The sequence below is a fragment of the Devosia sp. Root685 genome (assembly GCF_001427875.1).
Classification (GTDB): domain Bacteria; phylum Pseudomonadota; class Alphaproteobacteria; order Rhizobiales; family Devosiaceae; genus Devosia.
Genome location: NZ_LMHK01000001.1, coordinates 258,965 through 278,009, shown reverse-complemented (window position 1 = coordinate 278,009; position 19,045 = coordinate 258,965). Strand labels below are relative to the sequence as shown.

Sequence of the window (19,045 nt, the reverse complement as noted above, 5' to 3'; positions counted from 1 at the left end):
TCCGGCCGAACCTCAAACCACCTCCGGTATCCAAACCACCATGCTCCCCTGCCCGCGGTTCGCCCACAAATAGTACGGGATAGCCGTCAGGTTCGCCTCCCGCTCCGCCGGCGGCTTCGTCCGATAGAGCCCGGCCCATTCCCCCTCATCAATCGCCGTCGCCGCCGCCTTCAGCGTCACCACCCCATCGAACAGCCCCGGCTCGGTCTTCACCTCCAGCGCCGCATCGCGCTTGATCTTCAGCCGCTGCACACGCCCACCCGGATTATCGACCTCCTCGACACAGTACACCAGCGGCCCACGCTTCAGCGCCACGCGCCCGGCATTCATGATCACCCCCGGATGCGCATAAAGCCGCTCCGCCGGCATCGGCAGATCGAGCGCGATCACATCGCCCTTCGCCCATGTCCGATGAATGGTGACATAACCGTTCACCGCCTTCGCATCTTGCCTCTGCCCATTCACCGAAACGCTCGCCCCCTGGCACCAACCCGGAATGCGCAGTTTTACGTCAAACGCCGCCGGGCTTTCCGGATCGACTGAAATCCTGATGTCCCCCGACCACGGATAATTCGACACTTCCTTGAGCGCGACCTTCTGCCCGCCGATCTCAACCGTCGAGCCAATCCCCCCATAGAGATGAAACGCCACCCCGTCCTCGGCCGCGGACAAGAAGTACCCGCCCACCGAAGCCACCAGCCGCGACACATTCATCGTACAGCACGGGCACATGTGCCAGTCCCACCGCGTCGGCGTGCCGTCACTCTCCAGCGGATTGGCATAAAAATACTGCTCGCCATCCCGGCTCAGCCCGGACAACGCGCCGTTGAACATCGCCAGTTCAAGAATATCCGCATACTTCCCGTCGAGATCGAGATGCAGCATACGCTGCGCCCAGAAGATCAGCGCCACCGAAGCGCAAGTCTCGGCATAAGCCGTCTGGTTTGGCAGGTCGAAATCATGCGTAAACCCCTCATTATGCGCCGAAGGGCCGAGGCCCGCCGTCACATACATCTTGGTTTCCATCACATCGTCCCAAAGTACCTCACAGGCCCGCTTCAGCGCCGGATCGTTCAGCTCTGCGGCGAGGTCCGCCATGGCGGTATAGAGATACATGGCGCGCACAGCGTGCCCGACGACCTTCTCCTGCTCGCGCACCGGCTTGTGGCTCTGCGAATATTCGTAATTGCCGAAGACATAGCGCTGCTTGGCGTCCCCGCCCTCGCGCGCCTCTCGCTCGATATCGAAATAATGCGGGTTTGGCCGCCCGCGCTCGTTAATAAGATAGGTGGCAAAGTCGAGATGCTTCTTCTCCCCCGTGAGGTAGTAGAGCTTCATCAGCGCCAGCTCGATTTCCTCATGCCCATCATAGCCCCGTTTCTTGCCCGGCTCTGTGCCGAAGGTCGCATAGATGTGGTCGAGATAGCGCTCCATCACCTCCAAAAACCGTCGCCGTCCGGTTACCTGAAAATAGGCCACCGCACCTTCGAGCAGATGCCCGGCATTATACATCTCGTGATTATCGCGCAGATTGGTCCAGCGGTTCTCCGGCTCGCGCCCGAGATACCAGCAATTGAGATACCCATCCGGCGCCTGCGCCTTTTCGAGATCGTCCACAGCCGCCTCGATCTTGGCCTCGATATCGGCATCGCGCCGATGCGCCAGCGCATAGCTCGCCGCCTCGATCCACTTGCCCACATCGCTGTCCCAAAACACCTGCACGGTGAACCCATTGCCATGCCGCGGAAACCGCAGCGGCGGCGCCGGGTTCGGCAGTTTCAGCGAGTCCAAAATCCCATATTCACCCAGCTTCCTGTGCTGGCTGGGCACGGTACGGTCGAGCACCGTTTCGAGCCGCTCATGCCAAAACTGGCCTTCAAGCCGAACATCGGGAAACGGAACGGGCGCATAACGAGACATGAGAAAACCTTTTCGCTGTTGGAGTGGCGAGTGCCGCAAGTTCCTCTCCGGCACTCCAGTGTTTGTTCTCGTCGCCCCAGTAGCCCTCATGGTGAGGTGCGGAGCGCAGCGCAGCCTCGAACCACGAGGGCGTGGCGCTGCACTGGGGCACGCCCCCGCCCTTCGAGGCCGCTGCGCGGCGCCTCAGGGTGAGGGCTACTTTTGCAAAGTTCAGATCCTCGCCCCGGTCTGCGGATCAAACAGATGGATCAGTGCCGGATCAATATCGAGGCCAACGCGGTCGCCGACCGAAAAGCCCAGCCTCTCGGTCTGCACCAGTTGCAGGGCGCCATCGGTCGAGGTGAGATAAGTCGCCGATCCCGTCGACTCGACATTGCCCACCTCGAAGTGAAAGCTCGCCGGCCCTTGCGCCACGCGCAGGTTCTCTGGCCGCATGCCCACCAGCACCTTGCGGTTGGGCTCAACAGGCGTCCCCAACGGGATACGCTCACCACCAGCCAGCACCACGCCACCGCCGTCCTCGGACACCGTCGCCTCGACAAAATTCATCGCCGGCGAGCCGATGAACCCAGCCACAAAGCGATTGACCGGCCGATCATAAAGATCGAGCGGCCGTCCCTGCTGCTCGATCACCCCATCGCGCATCACCACAACCCAGTCCGCCATGGTCATGGCTTCAATTTGGTCATGCGTCACATAGACCGAGGTCGCCCCCAGCCGATCATGCAGCGCGCGGATTTCCTTGCGCATCTGCACGCGCAGCGCCGCGTCGAGGTTGGACAGTGGCTCATCGAACAGAAACGCCTTGGGATTGCGGATGATCGCCCTTCCCATGGCCACGCGCTGCCTTTGCCCGCCCGAAAGCTGCCGCGGATAGCGCGACAACAGCGCCGAAAGCCCCGTCGTCGCCGCCACCTCGGCCGCCTTGGCCTTGGCTTCGGCTTTCCCCACACCGTGGAGGCGCAGCGAATAGGTCAGGTTCTCTTCCACCGTCATATGCGGGTAGAGCGCATAGCTCTGAAACACCATGGCGATATCGCGATGGCGCGGCGGCACCCCGTTCATGGCCTTCCCGGCAATAGACATCTCGCCAGAGGTGATGGTTTCGAGCCCGGCAATGGACCGCAGCAAGGTCGACTTGCCGCAGCCCGAAGGCCCAACCAGCGCAACAAAGCTGCCTTTCTCGATCGAGAGGCTGACGCCTTTCAGCGCATGGAAAGCGCCATAGTGCTTGTCGATATTTTGGAGGTCGATCTGGGCAGTCATTTGAGTGCTCCCGAGGTGAGGCCGGAGACGATGCGGCGCTGCAGCAGGACGAAGACGGCGAGGATCGGCGTCACATAGATCGCCGAATAGGCCATGATGGAATTCCAGTCGGTCGAGTTGGGCCCGAGGAAACCGGAAAGGCCAACGCTGGCCGGCTGAAGGGCCGGCGCCTGGATGATCGACTTGGAATAGATATATTCGCCGAACGAACTCATGAAGGTGAGGATGGCGCAGACCAGAATGCCATTCCGCGCCAGTGGCAGGACGATGGAAAAGAACGCCCCGACGCGCGAATTGCCATCGACCAGCGCGGCCTCTTCAAGCTCGCGCGGCACGGTCATGAAGGTCGCGCGCACCAGCACCACGAAGAACGGCATGGCCTTGGCCGCCGCCGCCAGCACCACTGCCGTGCGCGGATAGTTCAGCAATCCGAACTGGTTGAACGCCACGAACAGCGGCGTCACCATCACCGAAGCCGGCAAGACCTGCAGCATCAGCACCGAAAAGAGCCCGATATCGACCCAGACGTTGCGGTACCGCGCCAGCACATAAGCGCAGCCGGTGCCGAAAATCACGGTAATGGCCGTGACCCCCGCCGCGATCAGCGTCGAGTTCCAGAGGAACACATGCATGGTCCGGCGCGTCCACACATTGGGATAGATCGACAGATCAATCTCGCGCGGCCAGAACGTGGGCGGATTGGCGAAGATTTCCGAGCCCGATTTAACGCTGGTGACATACATCCAGTAGAGCGGGAACAGATAGACGGCGGCCAGCGCCAGCGCGACGGCAAGCAGCAGCCAGGGAATATAGGGCCGGGTCATCCGCGCACCTCATGCCGGGTCGAGCGCACATAGATGATGGACGCGATCAGCACGAGCACCAGCATCATCACCGAAATCGTCGCACCCTTGGCGAAATCATAGAGTTGGAAACTCATCTGCCAGGACCAGTATTGAGCAACCGTCGAGGTATTGGCCGGGCCGCCCTCGGTGATCGCAGGAAAAAGGTCGAACTGCTGCAAGGTACCGATCAACCCGAGCGAGAGCACCGCGCCGATCGTCGAGCGCATCATCGGCAGAGTGATCGTTAGGAATCGCTGGAAGGCATTGGCGCCATCCAGTTCAGCGGCCTCATAGAGATCGCGCGGAATGGCGGCGAGCCCCACCGAGAGCAGCAGCATGTTGAAGGCGAGACCGAGCCAGATATTGGCGATGACCACCGCCCAGATGGAAAAGCTTGGGTCCGACTTCCAGAACACGTTCGACTGGATGATCCCGAGGCTCTTGAGGATCGTATTGAGCACGCCGAAATCACCGGCCAGAATCCAGCTCCAGATCGCGCCGACCACGAGGCCCGGCATCACCCAGGAAACGAGGAACAGTCCGCGAATAGTCGATGCGCCCGGAAAATTCTGCGCAAAGAACAGCGCCAGCGCAAAGCCGATGACGAATTGGCCCGCCATCGAGAAGAAGACGAAGATGATGGTATTGCGCGTCACCATCCAGAATTCCGGCGCCCGCACGACGTCGATATAGTTCTGGAACCCCGCCCATGGACGGATCAGCGAGCCCAGGGTGAACATGTCCACCTGCTGAAAGCTCATCAGCACATTATAGATCAGCGGCAAACCAGCCATGGCGAGGAGAAAAACCATCGCCGCGCCAACAAGCAGAATATCGAAACCCACGCCATCGCGCAGGGAAGCCAAAAATCGTCGCATAAGACCTCCAGACCAGGCGGCGCTCAGTAAACTCGCGGTTCGCACCACCTCTCCCTCTGGGGGAGAGGTCGACGCATAGCGTCGGGTGAGGGGGCCTTCCGGCAAACGCTGGCTATAAGGCCCCCTCACCCCAACCGAATTCGCCAACGCGAATTCGGTGACGCTTCGCAATCCGACCTCTCCCCCAAGGGAGAGGTGAAGAGCCCTTACTTCCCGAGGATACCGTTGATGGTGGTCTGGGCCTGAGCCAGTGCATCCTTGGACGACATCTGGCCGGTCAGCGCAGCCTGCTCGGCGTCATAGATGGCCTTGGAGATCTTCTGCCATTCCGGATGCGGACCACGCGGCTGGGCATATTTGAGCTGTTCCTGGAACACCTTGAGAGCCGCGTCCTTCTTTTCGACGCCGGTCACCGGCAGTGCGATATCGCTGCGCGCCGGAATGCTGCCGAATTCTTCAAAAATCCGGTTGTCCTGGCTCGCAAAATATTCGAGCGCGCGGAAAGCTTCGTCCGGATGCTTGGTGGTCGACATGATGCCCCAGTCGAACCCGCCGAGAGCCGAAGAGCGTTCGCCACCCTCGGTAATGGTCGGCAGCAGCGCCACGCCCCAGTCGAACTTGGCGTCTTCCACCATGCGGTCGACTTCCCACGGGCCAGAGATCGCCATGGCGGCATTGCCCGAGTTGAACGTGCCGGTGGAATCCCACTGACCGAGGCTCAGCACGTCCTTGGACGCCCAGCCATTATCGATCATCTTCTTCCACAGATCGAGCACCTCGGCTGCGCCATCGGTATTCACATTGTCATAGCCGCCGCCCGACATCTGGATGATCGGCAGGAACTGGAACGTGCCTTCTTCGCCGGCACGCGCCGAGAAGGTCGCGCCATAAACGTTATTGGCGGGATCGGTCAGCTTTTCGGCATATTCGGTCAGCTGCGCCCAGGTCTTCGGCGGCTCGGTGATGCCGGCCTTGGCGAACAGGTCCTTGTTGTAGAACACGCCGATCGTGTCGGTATATTTCGGGATACCGAAGAGCTTGCCGTCCCAGCTCACCGAATTCAGCGGACCTTCAAAATAGTTGTCGGCCTTGATCACGCTCGAAGCCGCAACGCGGTCGGTAATGTCGAGCATTGCCCCGCGCGAGGAGAACAGCGCGAAGTCCGGATTGTCGAACGACACGATATCGGGCGCATTGCCCGTCGCAAAAGCGCGCAGCGTTTCGTTGACCAGATCGTCGAACGGAATGGCGCGATACTCGACGACGATATCCTCATTGGCGTCGTCGAATTCCTTGGAGAACGTATCGGCAATGCCGACGCGATCCACCCCGTCGATCGACCAGATTTTCAGCGTCACCTGCGCAAAGGCAGGTGTCGCAAGGCTCATCGCGCCAAGGCTCACGGCAGCCAGAAGACCGGTAAGATGCAGTTTCATATACTTCCTCCCTAGCGGCACAATCGCCGCAAAAATTGCTGCACGGGGCCCTCCTGCCCCAATCCAGCAGTTAGTCGGCGACGGGCCAGACCCCGCCGCGACATTCCGTAACCGCAGCGTTCCCCGCTGCGGAAAATTCTCAGGCTGCCCGGCTTAAAACCCGACAAATTCCCCACCGCGCGCAGCCTTGAGATAATTGAGCCCATGCACCTGTCCGGTGATCTCCAGATCGCCGCGATAGACCGGGTCATGCCAGCCCTCGATATCGATCGAACCCTGATACCCAGCAAGCCGCAGTTCCGAAATCACGTCGGTCCAGTTGGTGTCGCCAAAGCCCGGCGTGCGCATGAACACGAACGGCACCTTGCCGAAAACGCCGCGCTCCTTGATCACATCCCAGCGGATCGTCGCGTCCTTGCCGTGCACGTGGAAAAACTTGTGCGCCCATTTCCGGATCTGCGGGATTGGCTCGATCAGATAGACCATCTGATGGCACGGCTCCCATTCGAGCCCGATATTGTCGTCCGGCGTCTCGTTGAACATCAGCTCCCAGGCATCGGGATTGTGCGCAATGTTCCAGTCGCCACTCGCCCAATTCCCGTCCATCGCGCAGTTCTCGAAGGCGATCTTAACGCCCTTGTCCGCCGCCCGCTTGGCCAGTTCGCTCCAAACTTCCTTATACCGCGGCAGGCTATCGGTCAGCACCGTGTTACGAATGCGCCCGGTAAAACCGGCCACACAGGTCGCGCCAAAATGGTGCGCATTATCGATGCACTGCTTCCACCCTTCGAGCGTAAGCAGATCCTTTTCCTCTGTTTCCAGCGGATTGCCGAACATGCCGATGGTCGAAATCGTGATGTCACGATCCCCAATCGCCTCGCGGCAGCGCTTGCCCAGTTCCGCCAGGTCCTGACCATTGGTCGTCTGCCAGAAAAACGGCTCAAAGCTCTCAAAACCGAGATCGGCTATCCGAGCGATATTCTCCGGCGCCTTGCCCTCGGTGGACTGGATCATGGTGCCGATACGAATGGATTTGGCGGGATTGGTCACGAAACAAAATCCTAGACTGAAATTGAAATACGTTGCTTGAGCTTGGCGCTCTCGATAGCCGCAAAGACCATGGCCAAACTCTTGATATTGTCGCTGCCCACCGTCTCGGGCGCGCCGCCGGCCTCGATGGCGTCGAGGAAATCAGCAATGACGCTGGCATGGCCCTCGGTCTGGGCAGCGTCCGAAATCTGCGGAACCTCGAACGGCTCCGGCGTCCACAAGAGCCCGCCTGACGCCACCACCCGGTTCGCCTCGAACCGGTCATAGCCATCCCAAAGCAGCGTGCCGCGCGTCCCAACGATCCGCCAGGAAGCCTCCCAGCTGGTATTGGCCCCTTCGGCCGTCCAACTGCCGCGATAGTTGAAAACGATATCGTCCTCAAATTCGAAGATCGCGTTGGCCGCCGCGCCATGGGCGTACCAGGAGCCCGGCGGGTTGATCTCGAGGCAATAGACCGCCTTGGGCGCCGTCCCAGCCATGAAGCGCGCCGCGTCAAGCGTGTGGATCGCCATATCGAGCAGCAGCACGTTTTCCATCTGCTCGCGAAACCCACCGAAATGTGCCCCGACGAAGAAGTCGCAATTAATCGACGTCAGTTGCCCCAGCGCGCCGCTCGCGATCAGCTGCCGAATGCGCCTGACCCCCGGCACATAGCGCCGGTTCTGCACCACGGCATGCACGCGCCCGGCCGCCTTGGCTTGCTCGACCATGACCCGCGCAGCCTCCAGCGTCGGCGCCATCGGCTTTTCGGTCAGAACGTGGCAGCCATGAGCAAATCCCGTCGCCACCAGCGCCGGCCGCGCGCTCGGCACCACAACGTCGAACAGCAGGTCCGGCTTGGTCTTGGCCAGCACAGCGTCGAGATCGGTCCCGATCACCACGTCGCCGAGCGAAAACTCTGCCGCCCGCGCCTCGGCCACTTTGGGGTCCAGGTCGACAAGGCCCACAACCTTCACCCTGCCCTTAAGCAAGGGATGCCCGGTCAGAGCATTGAGCCAACCTTTGGACATGGCTCCGCAACCCACGAGAACGGCCGTAAACTGCACGTTTGAAATCCTCCTGCAACGCCCCGCACTCTGTCTGATTGCAGGTTCGCGGAACGTTGGCGTAAACGTTTACGACGCTACAATTGAGTTGAAATCCGTGTCAAGACGTCTCCGTAAACGTTTTAAGTGCGCAGTTCGAAAAATGCTCCCGCTGGAATACACCGCTCGAACCCCTTGAGATCGCTCACCGTTTCAGCGACATACTGAGCCGCAAAAGGCGGAACGCACCGGGGGGAAAATGAAGGGCATCAGGCGCCTGGCGCAGGAGCTGAATATCTCGATCGGCACGGTTTCCCGCGCGCTGAACGGCCGCGCCGACGTCAGCGACGAAACCCGCCGGCGCGTGCTCGAAGCCGCAGCCGAGATGGGCTATGTGCCCAATCAGGCCGGCCGCAGCCTCCGCCAGGGCAGCACCAATGCCGTAGGCTTCATGATCGAGCTTGGCGCCGACATCAACGGCAATAGCGACACCTTCTTCATGGGCGTTTTCGATGGCGTGCAGGCGGTGCTCGCCCGCCACCATCTCGACCTCGTCGCCCTGCCCTGCCCGACCGACGAAAACCCCACCGCCTATCTTCAGCGCATGATCGGCCGGCGCCTCGTCGATGGGCTGATCATCTCGGCCACGCATCGCAAGGATGCGCGCATTGACCTGCTGACAAAGGCCCGCATTCCCTTCGTTGCCCTCGGACGGTCTATGACACCGGGCGATTACCCATGGCTCGATCTCGATTTCGACGGCGTCGCCCGCCGCGGCGTCGATCGCCTCGTCTCCGCCGGCCATACCCGCATCGCCGCCGCCGTGCCCAGCAACGACATCAATCTCGGCTTCGTCTTCCTCGATGGCTACAAGGCGGCGCTAAAGCGCCACGGCCTACCATTCGATCCATCGCTGGTAATGCGCGTCCCCTCGTCCGAGCTTGGCGGTTATCAACTGGGCCACGACATTCTCGCCATGAAAAACCGCCCCACCGCCGTCATCCTCAACTACGAGCTTCTCGCCCTCGGCCTCTATCGCCAATTGGCCGAAGCAGGCCTTCAAGCCGGCCGCGACCTCGCCATCATCGGCTTTCGCGAAAATCCGGTCTCGCGCTTCATGTCCCCCCGCCTCACCTGCTTCCGCCTCTCCCTCCGCGACCTCGGCATGGCCCTGGCAGAATCCCTGCTGGCCAGCATGCCAGCCTATGCCGATGCCTATCCGCTCGGAACCGTACAAAGGGTGTGGCCAATGGAACTGATCCCGGGCGAAAGCGACGGGATTTAGATAGACGGCTATGTCGAAAGCGTTTGAGAGCCACCACCCCTACCCTCGCCCCTTGCGGGAGAGGGACAGACACTTTCTGCGTCCAGCAGAAATGTCAGGGTGAGAAAGCCATTTGAGCTACGCTCAAATGGCCGGGTCTCCGCAGAGAAGCAGCAGAGCGGCTCGCAAGAATACCCCCACCTAACCTCCCCCTGGTAGGGGAGGAATCTTGCAGTGGCTCACGGGCACGGCGGCAAACTGGATGCATCCCTCCCCCTACCAGGGGGAGGTTAGGTGGGGGTCCTTTTCCTACCCCAACCACTTCCCAAAAAACGCCAGCACCGCCTCCCGCATCCGCACCGTTTCCTGATGCCCAACCCCAGGCTCACTCACCTTTTCCAGCCTCTCCGGCACCCCCGCATAAGCCGGCACCAACTCCGCCCAAGCCCGCTCCACCGCCAGCGGCGGGCTCAAATGATCCGCCTCGCCCACACAAATCAACTGCGGCCGCGGCGCGATCAGCCCTGCAATCGTCCCGCCATCCGCCTCGCGCAACAGTCCGGGCACCGTCAGATAAATCCCATGCCCATCATGCGCCCCAAGCTCGATCATGGTCCGGAAATCGGCAAAACAGCAGAGATGCGCCACCGCCGCGATCCGATCATCGAGCGCCGCCAGCCAATAGCTCAGCACACACCCCATCGAGAGTCCGAACGCCCCGATCCGCGCCGGGTCCACGTCATCGCGGCTTTCCAGATAAGTCAGCGCCGCCGCGTGGTCGGACAGCATCTGCCCAAACAGTGATTTGCCGTGCCAGAGCAGCGCCTTGGCCGCAAAGCTCTCGCTCACCGTCGCCCGCTCGCCAAAGATCGGCATGTCGATGCAAAGGGTCACATAGCCCGCCCGGGCAAAAACCGGCCCCAGCGGCCCCACCAGATATTCCCGCCCATCCAGCAATTCCCGCGCCCCGATCGCGTAACCGCCACCGTGCGAATGCCCATAGAGAATGGCCGGCAGGCGCCCCGTCGCGCCGCGCGGCTTGGTCACAATGCCGCGCACCTCTTCTTCCCCGATCCGCAGCCGCAAATGCTCGACCACATAGTCCTCGACATGCTCCTCATGGGCCGAAATCAACCCGATTTCGGGCGGCGCAAAGCCAAGCAGTTCAGCAAATCGAGAACGGGTAATCGACACGGTTTCCTCCCGGCATAGTCGCGGCGAACCTAACGGAGGAGGAACCGGAAGGGCAACTATCCACCGTGTCATTCCCGCGAAAGCGGGAATCCCCGTTTCGGAGCGGAGAACCCGGCGATTTTTATGGACTAGCCTCCACCTCTCCGCATTGCTGCAATGCTATGCTACAAATCACTCCATCGGCACTTGCCGATAAAGCAGCGCATGTGCATCTATGCGCTCGTTGGCTGGTTTCGGCCGGCCACCGCCGGCCTAGGCCGCGCCTAATGAGAGACTTCCATGACCGACCTATTCTCCCCCATCGCCCTGCGTGATCTCGCCCTGCGCAATCGGACCGTCGTCGCCCCCATGTGCCAGTATTCGGCCATTGATGGCTTCGCCAACGACTGGCACTTTGCCCATCTCGCGCGTTTCGGCATTGGCGGTTTTGGTCTGGTTCTCCTCGAAGCAACAGGCGTCGTCCCCGAAGGCCGCATTTCTTATGGCGATCTCGGCCTCTGGAAGGACGAGCAGATCGCCCCCCTCGCCCGCATCGTCGATTTCCTCCACAGCCAGGGTGCCGCCGTCGGCATCCAGCTCGCCCATGCCGGCCGCAAGGCATCCACCCCCGTTTCCTGGCGCAAGCCTGAAGACCTCGTGACCGAAGAACAGCGCCGCGCCGCCGGTTACGAACACTGGCAGCCCGTCGCTCCCTCGGCCGAATCCAACAATCCCGCCGACCCGAACTTTCAGGTGCCGCTGGCCCTCGATAAAGCCGGCATCCAGCGCGTCATCGACGGCTTCGTCGCCGCCGCCAAACGCGCCGACAAGGCGGGCTTCGACACCGTCGAAATCCACGCCGCCCACGGCTACCTGCTCAATCAGTTCCTCTCGCCGCTCGCCAATCACCGCACCGACGAATATGGGGGCTCCAGAGAAAACCGCATGCGCCTCCTCTTCGAGGTGACGGACGCCGTTCGCGCCGTCTGGCCAGAGAGCAAGCCTCTCCTTGTCCGCCTTTCCGTCAGCGACAATGCCGAAGGCGGCTGGACCGTCGAAGACAGCGTGGTCCTCGCCCGTGAACTCAAGACCCGCGGCGTTGACGCCATCGACGCTTCGAGCGGCGGCTTTGCCCAAGGCCGCATCACGTCCTCGGCCGCCTACCAGGTGCCGTTCGCCAGCGCCGTCAAGAAGGGCGCCGATATCCCCACCATGGCCGTCGGTCTCCTCGGCGACGTCGATTCAGCCAATGAGATCATCGCCAATGGCGACGCCGATTTCATCGCCCTCGCCCGCGGCGCTCTCAACGATCCAAATTGGCCCGTCCACGCCCAGCGCCATCTCGGCGACAAGAACTACTCGCTCTGGCCCGTCCAGACCCGCCGCGTTTCCGAACACGACCGCCTGCTCGGCCTCCAGGGCGAATAAACTCATGGGGCGATGGCACCACGCCATCGCCCCAACTATTTCACGGCACCATCGAAATTTCGCCGCATGGCGGAATCACCCTTGAGCTTGACGCGGACAACACCCAAGTTCGTCTCATCTGGAGGGAAGCAGACCATGGATACCAAGGCCGCCATCATTGCACTCATGAGCGTCTGGGGCGTAAGCGCCGCCACCTGCATCCCCACGCAGGCGGAAGATACCGCGCTCGAAGATGAAGGCGACACAGACAATCCGCTGCTCAACAAGGTCTGGGTCCAGCAGGGCGAGTCGGCCAGCCCCGGCACCATGCAAATCTTCCTCGCCGATGGCACGCTCGTCAGCGACAGCTGCTGGGAAACCTATCGCCTCTCCAAATGGCAGCAGGTTTCCGACACATCGATCTCGTGGGAAGAAGACGGCATGACCATCAATGCCGATATTTCGTCCCTGACGGCCGATGAACTCGTCCTCTCGCTCAAGCTCGGCAGCGACGTGGTCGAACAGCGTTTTGCGCCCGCCGTTGTCCCGACCGTATGCCCGGATATGCCGCGCTAACCTATTAGGCCAAGCGCGACGCTCAAGGGTAACAGTCTGCTATCCCAAGCGTGACGCCAAAGCGCCTAGATCACCACCTGAGTGCCGATTTCCACCACGCGCCCGGTGGGAATATGGAAGTATTCCGTCGCATCGCTCGCATTGCGGGCAAGACGAATAAACAGTCGATCTTGCCAGAAGCGCAGCAACCCGGTCTTCTTCCCAAGTTTAAGCGAACGCCGCGACAGAAAGAACGAAGTCGACATAATATCGAACTTCCACCCAAGCTTCCGCGCCAGCGCCAAAGCCGTCGGAATATTTGGCGTTTCCATATAACCGAACGTCACGACCACCCGGAAGAAAAGCTCATTATAGGCGTCGATCGTCACCTTCTCATCATCAGGCACACGCGGCGAAGCCGAAGTTCGCACCGTCAGAATGACATTCTGCTCGTGTAACACCTTGTAATGCTTGAGAGAATGCAGCAGCGCCGTCGGCGCACCCTCGATATCGCTGGTCAGGAAAATCGCCGTTCCCGGCACCGTCGTCGGCTTTTTCTTCGCCAGATTATTGACGAGGAATTCAAGCGGCACCTCATCACGCCGCGTCTTCTCCGACAGCCGCCGCCGCCCAGCCATCCAGCTCCACATAGTCAGCGCCACCAGCAGCGCCACCGCCGCCGGCACCCAGCCGCCCTGGAAAAGCTTGGAGACATTGGCCGCAAAGAACCCGCCATCGATGCAGAGGAAGGCCAGGCCGAAAAGCACCACGGCAATCGGATGCCACTTCCAGTTTCGCCACATGACGACAACCAGCAGCAGCAGTGTCACGATCATCACACCCGACACCGCAATGCCGTAAGCATTTGAAAGTGCAGCGGAACTACCGAATGTCGCCACCAGGACCAGCACGCCGATCATCAGCATGGAATTGATCTGCGGCATATAAATCTGGCCGCTCTGCGTCGCCGAAGTGTGGTGCACCACCATACGCGGCAGCATGTTGAGAGCGATCGCCTGCTGAGTGAGACTGAATGTGCCGGTGATCACCGCCTGGCTCGCGATAATCGTCGCCATGGTGGCAAGGATCACGAACGGCAGCAGCCCCCATTCCGGAATCATCTCGAAGAACGGGCTGGCGACATTGTCGACGCCATGGCTAATCACATAAGCGCCCTGCCCGAAATAGTTGAGCAACAGGCACGGAAACACCAGCCCAAACCAGGCCAGAACGATCGGCTTGCGCCCAAAATGCCCAAGATCGACATAGAGCGCTTCTGCGCCGGTCACGGCGAGGAAGATGGCGCCGATGACGACGAAAGCGATACCGAAATGGGTGAGGAGAAACTGTACGCCCAGCAACGGATTGATCGCCCAGAGAACCTCCGGGTGCTGGATGATGTTGGAAATGCCTGCAATCCCCAGCGTCAGGAACCAGATCGCGGTCACGGGCCCGAAGACAATGGATACTTTCGCCGTCCCGAATCTCTGAACCGCGAAAACGCCCAGAATGAGAACGAGCGTAATCGGAACGACCCAGCGGGTCATGCCCGGCTGCACGAGTTCAAGGCCTTCGACGGCCGAGAGCACTGAAACCGCCGGCGTGATGATGGCATCGCCGAAAAACAGCGCCGCGCCGAGCACGCCAAGGGTCGTGATCCAGATCGGTGGATTGGTAAAAGTCTGCCGCGCCAAGGCCATAAGCGAAAGCGTACCGCCCTCGCCCTTATTGTCAGCCCGGGTAACGAAGAACACGTACTTCACCGCCACCGTAAGCGTCAGCGCCCAGATAATCAGCGAGAGCAGCCCGAGAACTTCGATATTGGATGCCGCCGCGCCAGGTCGCACCTGCATCGCTTGCCGGAAGGCGTAGATCGGGCTGGTACCGATATCGCCATAGACCACGCCGATGGCGCCCAGCGTCAGGATCGGCAAGTTACTTTTGGCGTGGCCGGCCTGGTCGGTCGCTACGACACCGGCGTCGTGGCCGGAAGTGTCCGCATGCGTCATGAGCTTTGGGGCTCTCTGTTTCAAAGGCCGGCGGGCTATACACCCGTCACCTGACCCACACAACACCATAACAGTAACAGAATCAAAAACGCCGACAGGGGCCGCTCCTTTCGGAACGACCCCTGTCAGGCAAACGAGACTTGGAGGTCTTCGTATTGATTATTCAGCGGCCTTGGCGGTCGCAGCATCGTCTTCACGAGCGGACTTGGCGGCTTCACCCCACCAGATGAGCTGGTCGAGCATGTCCTTGGCCGAGTTGCCGATCGAAGCTTCGATTTCGCTGATGGCCTTGGTGCCACCGAAACCGGGGTGAACGGCCATGAAATCGGCGCCGGCAATGTGGACGGCCGAACGGGTCGAAGCCATCTGCAGTTCGATACCAATGGTGCGGAGGTTTTCGATGGCGCGGGCACCACCGACAGTGCCGTAACCGACAGCGCCGAAGGCCTTCTTGTTCCAGTTCACATAGGCCTGGTCGAGGGCATTCTTGAGGGCGCCGGTGATGGCGCGGTTGTATTCGGCAACGACGAAGATGAAGCCGTCGAATTCGGAGATCTTGTTCTGCCAGCGAACAGCTTCAGCGTTCTGCGACGGCATCCAGGCATTGGAGGCCATCTCGTCAAAGAACGGCAGCTGGAAGTCGCGCAGGTCAACGATTTCGGCGTGGATTTCAGGGCGCTCGTTGGCCTTGTCCAGGATCCACTGGGCGGGCTTTTCGCCAAAGCGGGTAGGACGGGTGGACGAGATGATAACGCCGATCTTGAGCTTGGACATTTGAGTGCCCTCCTTGGTAACAAAACGTAACTGAGGCGATATATGTGCCTGCCTCAGATTTGCTCAAGAGGGCACCCGGTTGTGGGCCAGAGACACAAACGTGCCCCAGTCACATCGGTGTAAGTATAGGAAATCTCACGTTTATCGCGGATTTTGTGGTCACTGCAGGAAAGGACAGTGGACTTGTCTCATCTACGCCAACTCAGCGTTCAACAAACAAGATCAATCCGGCACTATTTTTCGCTGAGCACGTCGATGTAAAGCCGGGTCGCTTCCGCAAAACCACGCAGCAACGCGTCGGCAGTGATTCCATGGCCGATCGACACCTCCGCGACGCCAGGCACCGCGAGTTGGAACGCTGGCAGGTTTTCAAGAGTCAGGTCGTGCCCTGCATTGACGCTGAGCCCTATGGACAGGGCCGCGGCAGTTGTCTCCGTAAGCGCCGTCAGTTCCGCCTGCGCCCGCATGGGATCGGCAAAGCAGGCACCATAAGGGCCGGTGAACAGCTCGATCCGATCTGCACCGGTCGCCTTCGCGGCAGTCACGCCATCCAGCCGCGCATCTGGATCACAAAACAACGAAATGCGGCGATCTCCGCGCTTCAGGCGCTGCACGACCGAGGTCAGAAAATTGCCCTTGCCGGCAAAATCCCAGCCATGATCGGAAGTCGCCTGAGCCGGATCATCGGGCACGAGGGTAACCTGCTGCGGATTGACGTCCTCGATCAGCGCGAGAAAGTCGTCGCTGGGATAGCCTTCGATATTGAATTCGGCTTCCGGATAATCCGCGCGCAGAAGCGCGCTGAGATCATAAACGTCCGTACGACGGATATGCCTCTCGTCCGGCCGGGGGTGCACGGTGATGCCGCTCGCGCCAGCATCCAGCACCACACGGGCAATGCCCGTGACGCTCGGCCAGGGAAGATCACGCCGATTGCGCAATTGGGCGACGGCATTGAGATTGACTGAGAGCAGTGTCATGGCGCGGACTCGGATAGGATTTTGTTTTTCCTATACCGGATTGCCCGCGCCGCCCAATCGAACCTTGTGATGAGACCGATGAGAAATGTGAGTGCCTTGGCCCTCACATGCCCACTGGGCCGCGCCCGATGGCGGCAAGACCGGTGCGAACCACCTCAACGAGCCCGAGCGGCGACATCAGAGCTATGAAGCTGTCGATCTTGTCGGGCTTGCCGGTAACTTCGAAAACGAAGCTTTCGACCGTCGCATCGATGATGTGCGCACGAAAGGCTTCGGCAAGACGCAGCGTCTCGGCACGGTGCTCGCCTGTGCCTTGGACCTTGATCAGCGCGAGCTCACGCTCGACATAGTTGCCCTCCGCTGTCAGGTCGTGCACGCGATGCACCGGCACCAGGCGCTCGAGCTGCAACTTGATCTGGACGAGAACTTTGGGCGTCGCCACCACCACAACCGTGATGCGACTAAGTCGCCGCCCGTGTTCCGTCTCGCTGACAGTCAGGCTCTCGATATTGTAGCCGCGGGCCGAGAACAGACCCACGACACGGGCCAGGATTCCCGGCTCGTTGTCGACGAGCACGGAGAGCGTGTGGCGCTCGGTCTGCTGGGTTTCCTGGGTCAGAAAATAGGCCGAGCCGGTGGGCTGGAGATGTGCGTTCATTTCTAAAATCCTCCGCAACCGGTCCTAGACCAGCTGCCGTCCCTTCTCGTCGATGATGGACCCGAGATTAGCGGTATCGGGCAGGATGATTTCGTTATGCGGCTTGCCCGACGGGATCATCGGCAGGCAGTTCTCGTCCTTTTCGACGATAACGTCGAAGAGCACCGGGCCGTCATAGTCGAGCATTTCGGCAATGGCGGCATCGAGCTCGGCTGGGTTCTCGCAGCGGATACCCCGCCCCCCATAGGCCTCGGCCAGCTTGACGAAATCGGGCAGCGATTCCGAATAGGAATGGGCGTAGCGCGAGCCATGCAGCAGGTCCTGCCACTGGCGAACCATGCCCATACGCTCGTTGTTCAAGATGAAGATCTTGATCGGCAGGCGATATTGCACTGCCGTCGACATCTCCTGCATGGTCATCTGCACCGAAGCTTCGCCGGCAATGTCGATCACCAGTGCGTCCGGATGCGCCACCTGCACGCCCACAGCGGCCGGCAGGCCATAACCCATGGTGCCAAGGCCGCCGGAGGTCATCCAGTGGTTGGGCTTGTCGAAGTGGAAGTGCTGGGCGGCCCACATCTGGTGCTGGCCGACTTCGGTGGTGATGTAGACCTCCTTGGACTGCTTCTTGGTCGCCTCATAGAGACGCTGAATAGCCCATTGCGGCTTGATCACCGTGTCGGAGTTCTTGAAATTGAGCGAGCCGACGGCGCGCCATTTTGCAATTTCGGCCCACCACGGCGCGATCGCCTCGGTGCGCGGCTGATTGGTCTTGCTCCGCCAGATGCGGATCATTTCCTCGAGCACGCGATTGCAATCGCCCACGATCGGCACGTGAACCTGCACGACCTTGTTGATCGAGGACGGGTCGATATCGACGTGAATCTTGCGGCTATTGGGCGAGAACGCATCGATGCGGCCGGTGATACGGTCATCAAAACGCGCCCCGATATTGATCATGACGTCGCAGTCATGCATCGCGAGGTTCGCCTCGTAAGTGCCGTGCATACCCAGCATGCCGAGCCACTGCGGGTTGGACGCCGGGAAAGCACCGAGCCCCATCAAGGTCGAAGTGACCGGGAAACCCGTCAACTCGGCCAGCTCGCGCAGACTTTCGGACGCCTCGGGACCCGAATTGATCACGCCGCCGCCGGTATAAAACACCGGGCGCTCGGCTTTGAGCATAAGGTCAACGGCAGCTTCGATCGCCTTGAGGTCGCCATCGACGCGCGGGCGGTAAGACTGGTGGCGAAGGCTCTCGACCTCCGGCCGATAATACTCGCCAACGGCAAACTGCACGTCCTTGGGAATATCGATGACAACCGGGCCCGGACGACCCGTAGTCGCGATCAGGAAGGCTTCGTGCAGAATGCGCGGCAGATCGTTGACCGACTTCACCAGGTAATTGTGCTTGGTGCAGGAACGGGTGATGCCGACGGTGTCGCATTCCTGGAACGCGTCCGAGCCGATCAGCGTTGTCGGAACCTGGGCGGTTATGCAGATCAGGGGAATGGAATCGAGCAGCGCGTCAGTCAGGCCGGTCACCGCATTGGTCGCACCCGGACCAGAGGTCACCAGCACCACGCCCGGCTTACCGGTCGAACGCGCATAGCCTTCGGCCATGTGGGTCGCGCCCTGTTCGTGGCGAACCAGAATGTGCTGAACGACATCCTGCTGGAACATCGCGTCATAAATCGGCAGGGCAGCACCGCCCGGATAGCCGAAGATATGTTCAACACCTTGATCCGCTAGCGCCTGGATCACCATTTCCGCGCCGGTCATTTTCTCGGCCATTTGCGCTTTCC

General features: G+C 60.8%; 16 protein-coding genes. 3 read left to right on the top strand and 13 right to left on the bottom strand.

From position 1 onward, the window contains the following. Positions 1–12: 12 nt before the first annotated feature. The 7 genes from ASD83_RS01300 to ASD83_RS01270 form a co-directional block, all read right to left on the bottom strand. Positions 13–1,920 carry a glycoside hydrolase family 127 protein gene (locus ASD83_RS01300; RefSeq protein WP_056307195.1) on the bottom strand — a complete coding sequence of 636 codons (1,908 nt, stop codon included), beginning with the start codon at positions 1,918–1,920 and terminating at the stop codon, positions 13–15. Positions 1,921–2,130: 210 nt separating this feature from the next. Continuing rightward, positions 2,131–3,186 carry an ABC transporter ATP-binding protein gene (locus tag ASD83_RS01295; protein ID WP_056307193.1) on the bottom strand — a complete coding sequence of 352 codons (1,056 nt, stop codon included), beginning with the start codon at positions 3,184–3,186 and terminating at the stop codon, positions 2,131–2,133. Then, complete coding sequence (locus ASD83_RS01290; protein WP_056307191.1) at positions 3,183–4,010, bottom strand: carbohydrate ABC transporter permease; 828 nt, start codon at positions 4,008–4,010, stop codon at positions 3,183–3,185. Before ASD83_RS01290 ends, ASD83_RS01295 begins: the two co-directional genes overlap by 4 nt. After that, positions 4,007–4,909, bottom strand: coding sequence for a carbohydrate ABC transporter permease (locus tag ASD83_RS01285; protein WP_056307189.1), 903 nt, complete (start codon positions 4,907–4,909; stop codon positions 4,007–4,009). The genes ASD83_RS01290 and ASD83_RS01285 overlap by 4 nt, the downstream gene beginning before the upstream one ends. Before the next feature lie 206 nt (positions 4,910–5,115). After that, the gene (locus ASD83_RS01280) at positions 5,116–6,345 is read right to left on the bottom strand and encodes an ABC transporter substrate-binding protein (protein ID WP_056307187.1); all 1,230 of its coding nucleotides are present in this window, start codon (positions 6,343–6,345) and stop codon (positions 5,116–5,118) included. 153 nt (positions 6,346–6,498) lie between these two features. Further along, the gene (locus ASD83_RS01275) at positions 6,499–7,395 is read right to left on the bottom strand and encodes a sugar phosphate isomerase/epimerase family protein (protein ID WP_056307184.1); all 897 of its coding nucleotides are present in this window, start codon (positions 7,393–7,395) and stop codon (positions 6,499–6,501) included. An 11-nt stretch (positions 7,396–7,406) separates the two neighbouring features. Then, on the bottom strand, positions 7,407–8,441 hold the full coding sequence (locus tag ASD83_RS01270) for a Gfo/Idh/MocA family protein (protein WP_156385681.1): 1,035 nt from the start codon (positions 8,439–8,441) through the stop codon (positions 7,407–7,409). A 238-nt stretch (positions 8,442–8,679) separates the two neighbouring features. Between ASD83_RS01270 and ASD83_RS01265 the strand changes: the two genes are divergently transcribed. Beyond that, positions 8,680–9,705, top strand: coding sequence for a LacI family DNA-binding transcriptional regulator (locus tag ASD83_RS01265; protein ID WP_056307181.1), 1,026 nt, complete (start codon positions 8,680–8,682; stop codon positions 9,703–9,705). Positions 9,706–9,993: 288 nt separating this feature from the next. Here ASD83_RS01265 and ASD83_RS01260 read toward each other — a convergent pair whose 3' ends face one another. Then, positions 9,994–10,878, bottom strand: coding sequence for an alpha/beta hydrolase family protein (locus ASD83_RS01260; RefSeq protein WP_056307179.1), 885 nt, complete (start codon positions 10,876–10,878; stop codon positions 9,994–9,996). Positions 10,879–11,157: 279 nt separating this feature from the next. On the opposite strand from ASD83_RS01260, the gene ASD83_RS01255 reads away from it, so the two are divergent. Then, positions 11,158–12,285 carry an NADH:flavin oxidoreductase/NADH oxidase gene (locus ASD83_RS01255; RefSeq protein ID WP_056307177.1) on the top strand — a complete coding sequence of 376 codons (1,128 nt, stop codon included), beginning with the start codon at positions 11,158–11,160 and terminating at the stop codon, positions 12,283–12,285. Between the two features lie 135 nt (positions 12,286–12,420). Then, on the top strand, positions 12,421–12,840 hold the full coding sequence (locus tag ASD83_RS01250; RefSeq protein WP_056307175.1) for a hypothetical protein: 420 nt from the start codon (positions 12,421–12,423) through the stop codon (positions 12,838–12,840). Positions 12,841–12,905: 65 nt separating this feature from the next. On the opposite strand, the gene ASD83_RS01245 is transcribed toward ASD83_RS01250, so the two are convergent. From ASD83_RS01245 to ASD83_RS01225, 5 genes are all read right to left on the bottom strand, one after another. Continuing rightward, positions 12,906–14,828, bottom strand: coding sequence for a potassium transporter Kup (locus ASD83_RS01245; protein ID WP_056307173.1), 1,923 nt, complete (start codon positions 14,826–14,828; stop codon positions 12,906–12,908). Positions 14,829–14,987: 159 nt separating this feature from the next. Further along, the gene (locus ASD83_RS01240; RefSeq protein WP_056307171.1) at positions 14,988–15,602 is read right to left on the bottom strand and encodes an NADPH-dependent FMN reductase; all 615 of its coding nucleotides are present in this window, start codon (positions 15,600–15,602) and stop codon (positions 14,988–14,990) included. Between the two features lie 233 nt (positions 15,603–15,835). Then, positions 15,836–16,582 (bottom strand): pyridoxine 5'-phosphate synthase, encoded by a 747-nt coding sequence (locus ASD83_RS01235; protein WP_056307169.1) that lies wholly within the window; start codon positions 16,580–16,582, stop codon positions 15,836–15,838. A gap of 103 nt (positions 16,583–16,685) precedes the next feature. Beyond that, entirely contained in the window at positions 16,686–17,240 is a 555-nt protein-coding gene (gene ilvN, locus ASD83_RS01230; protein ID WP_056307167.1) for an acetolactate synthase small subunit, read from the bottom strand. Between the two features lie 24 nt (positions 17,241–17,264). Next, positions 17,265–19,034 (bottom strand): acetolactate synthase 3 large subunit, encoded by a 1,770-nt coding sequence (locus ASD83_RS01225; RefSeq protein ID WP_056307165.1) that lies wholly within the window; start codon positions 19,032–19,034, stop codon positions 17,265–17,267. Positions 19,035–19,045: the final 11 nt, after the last annotated feature.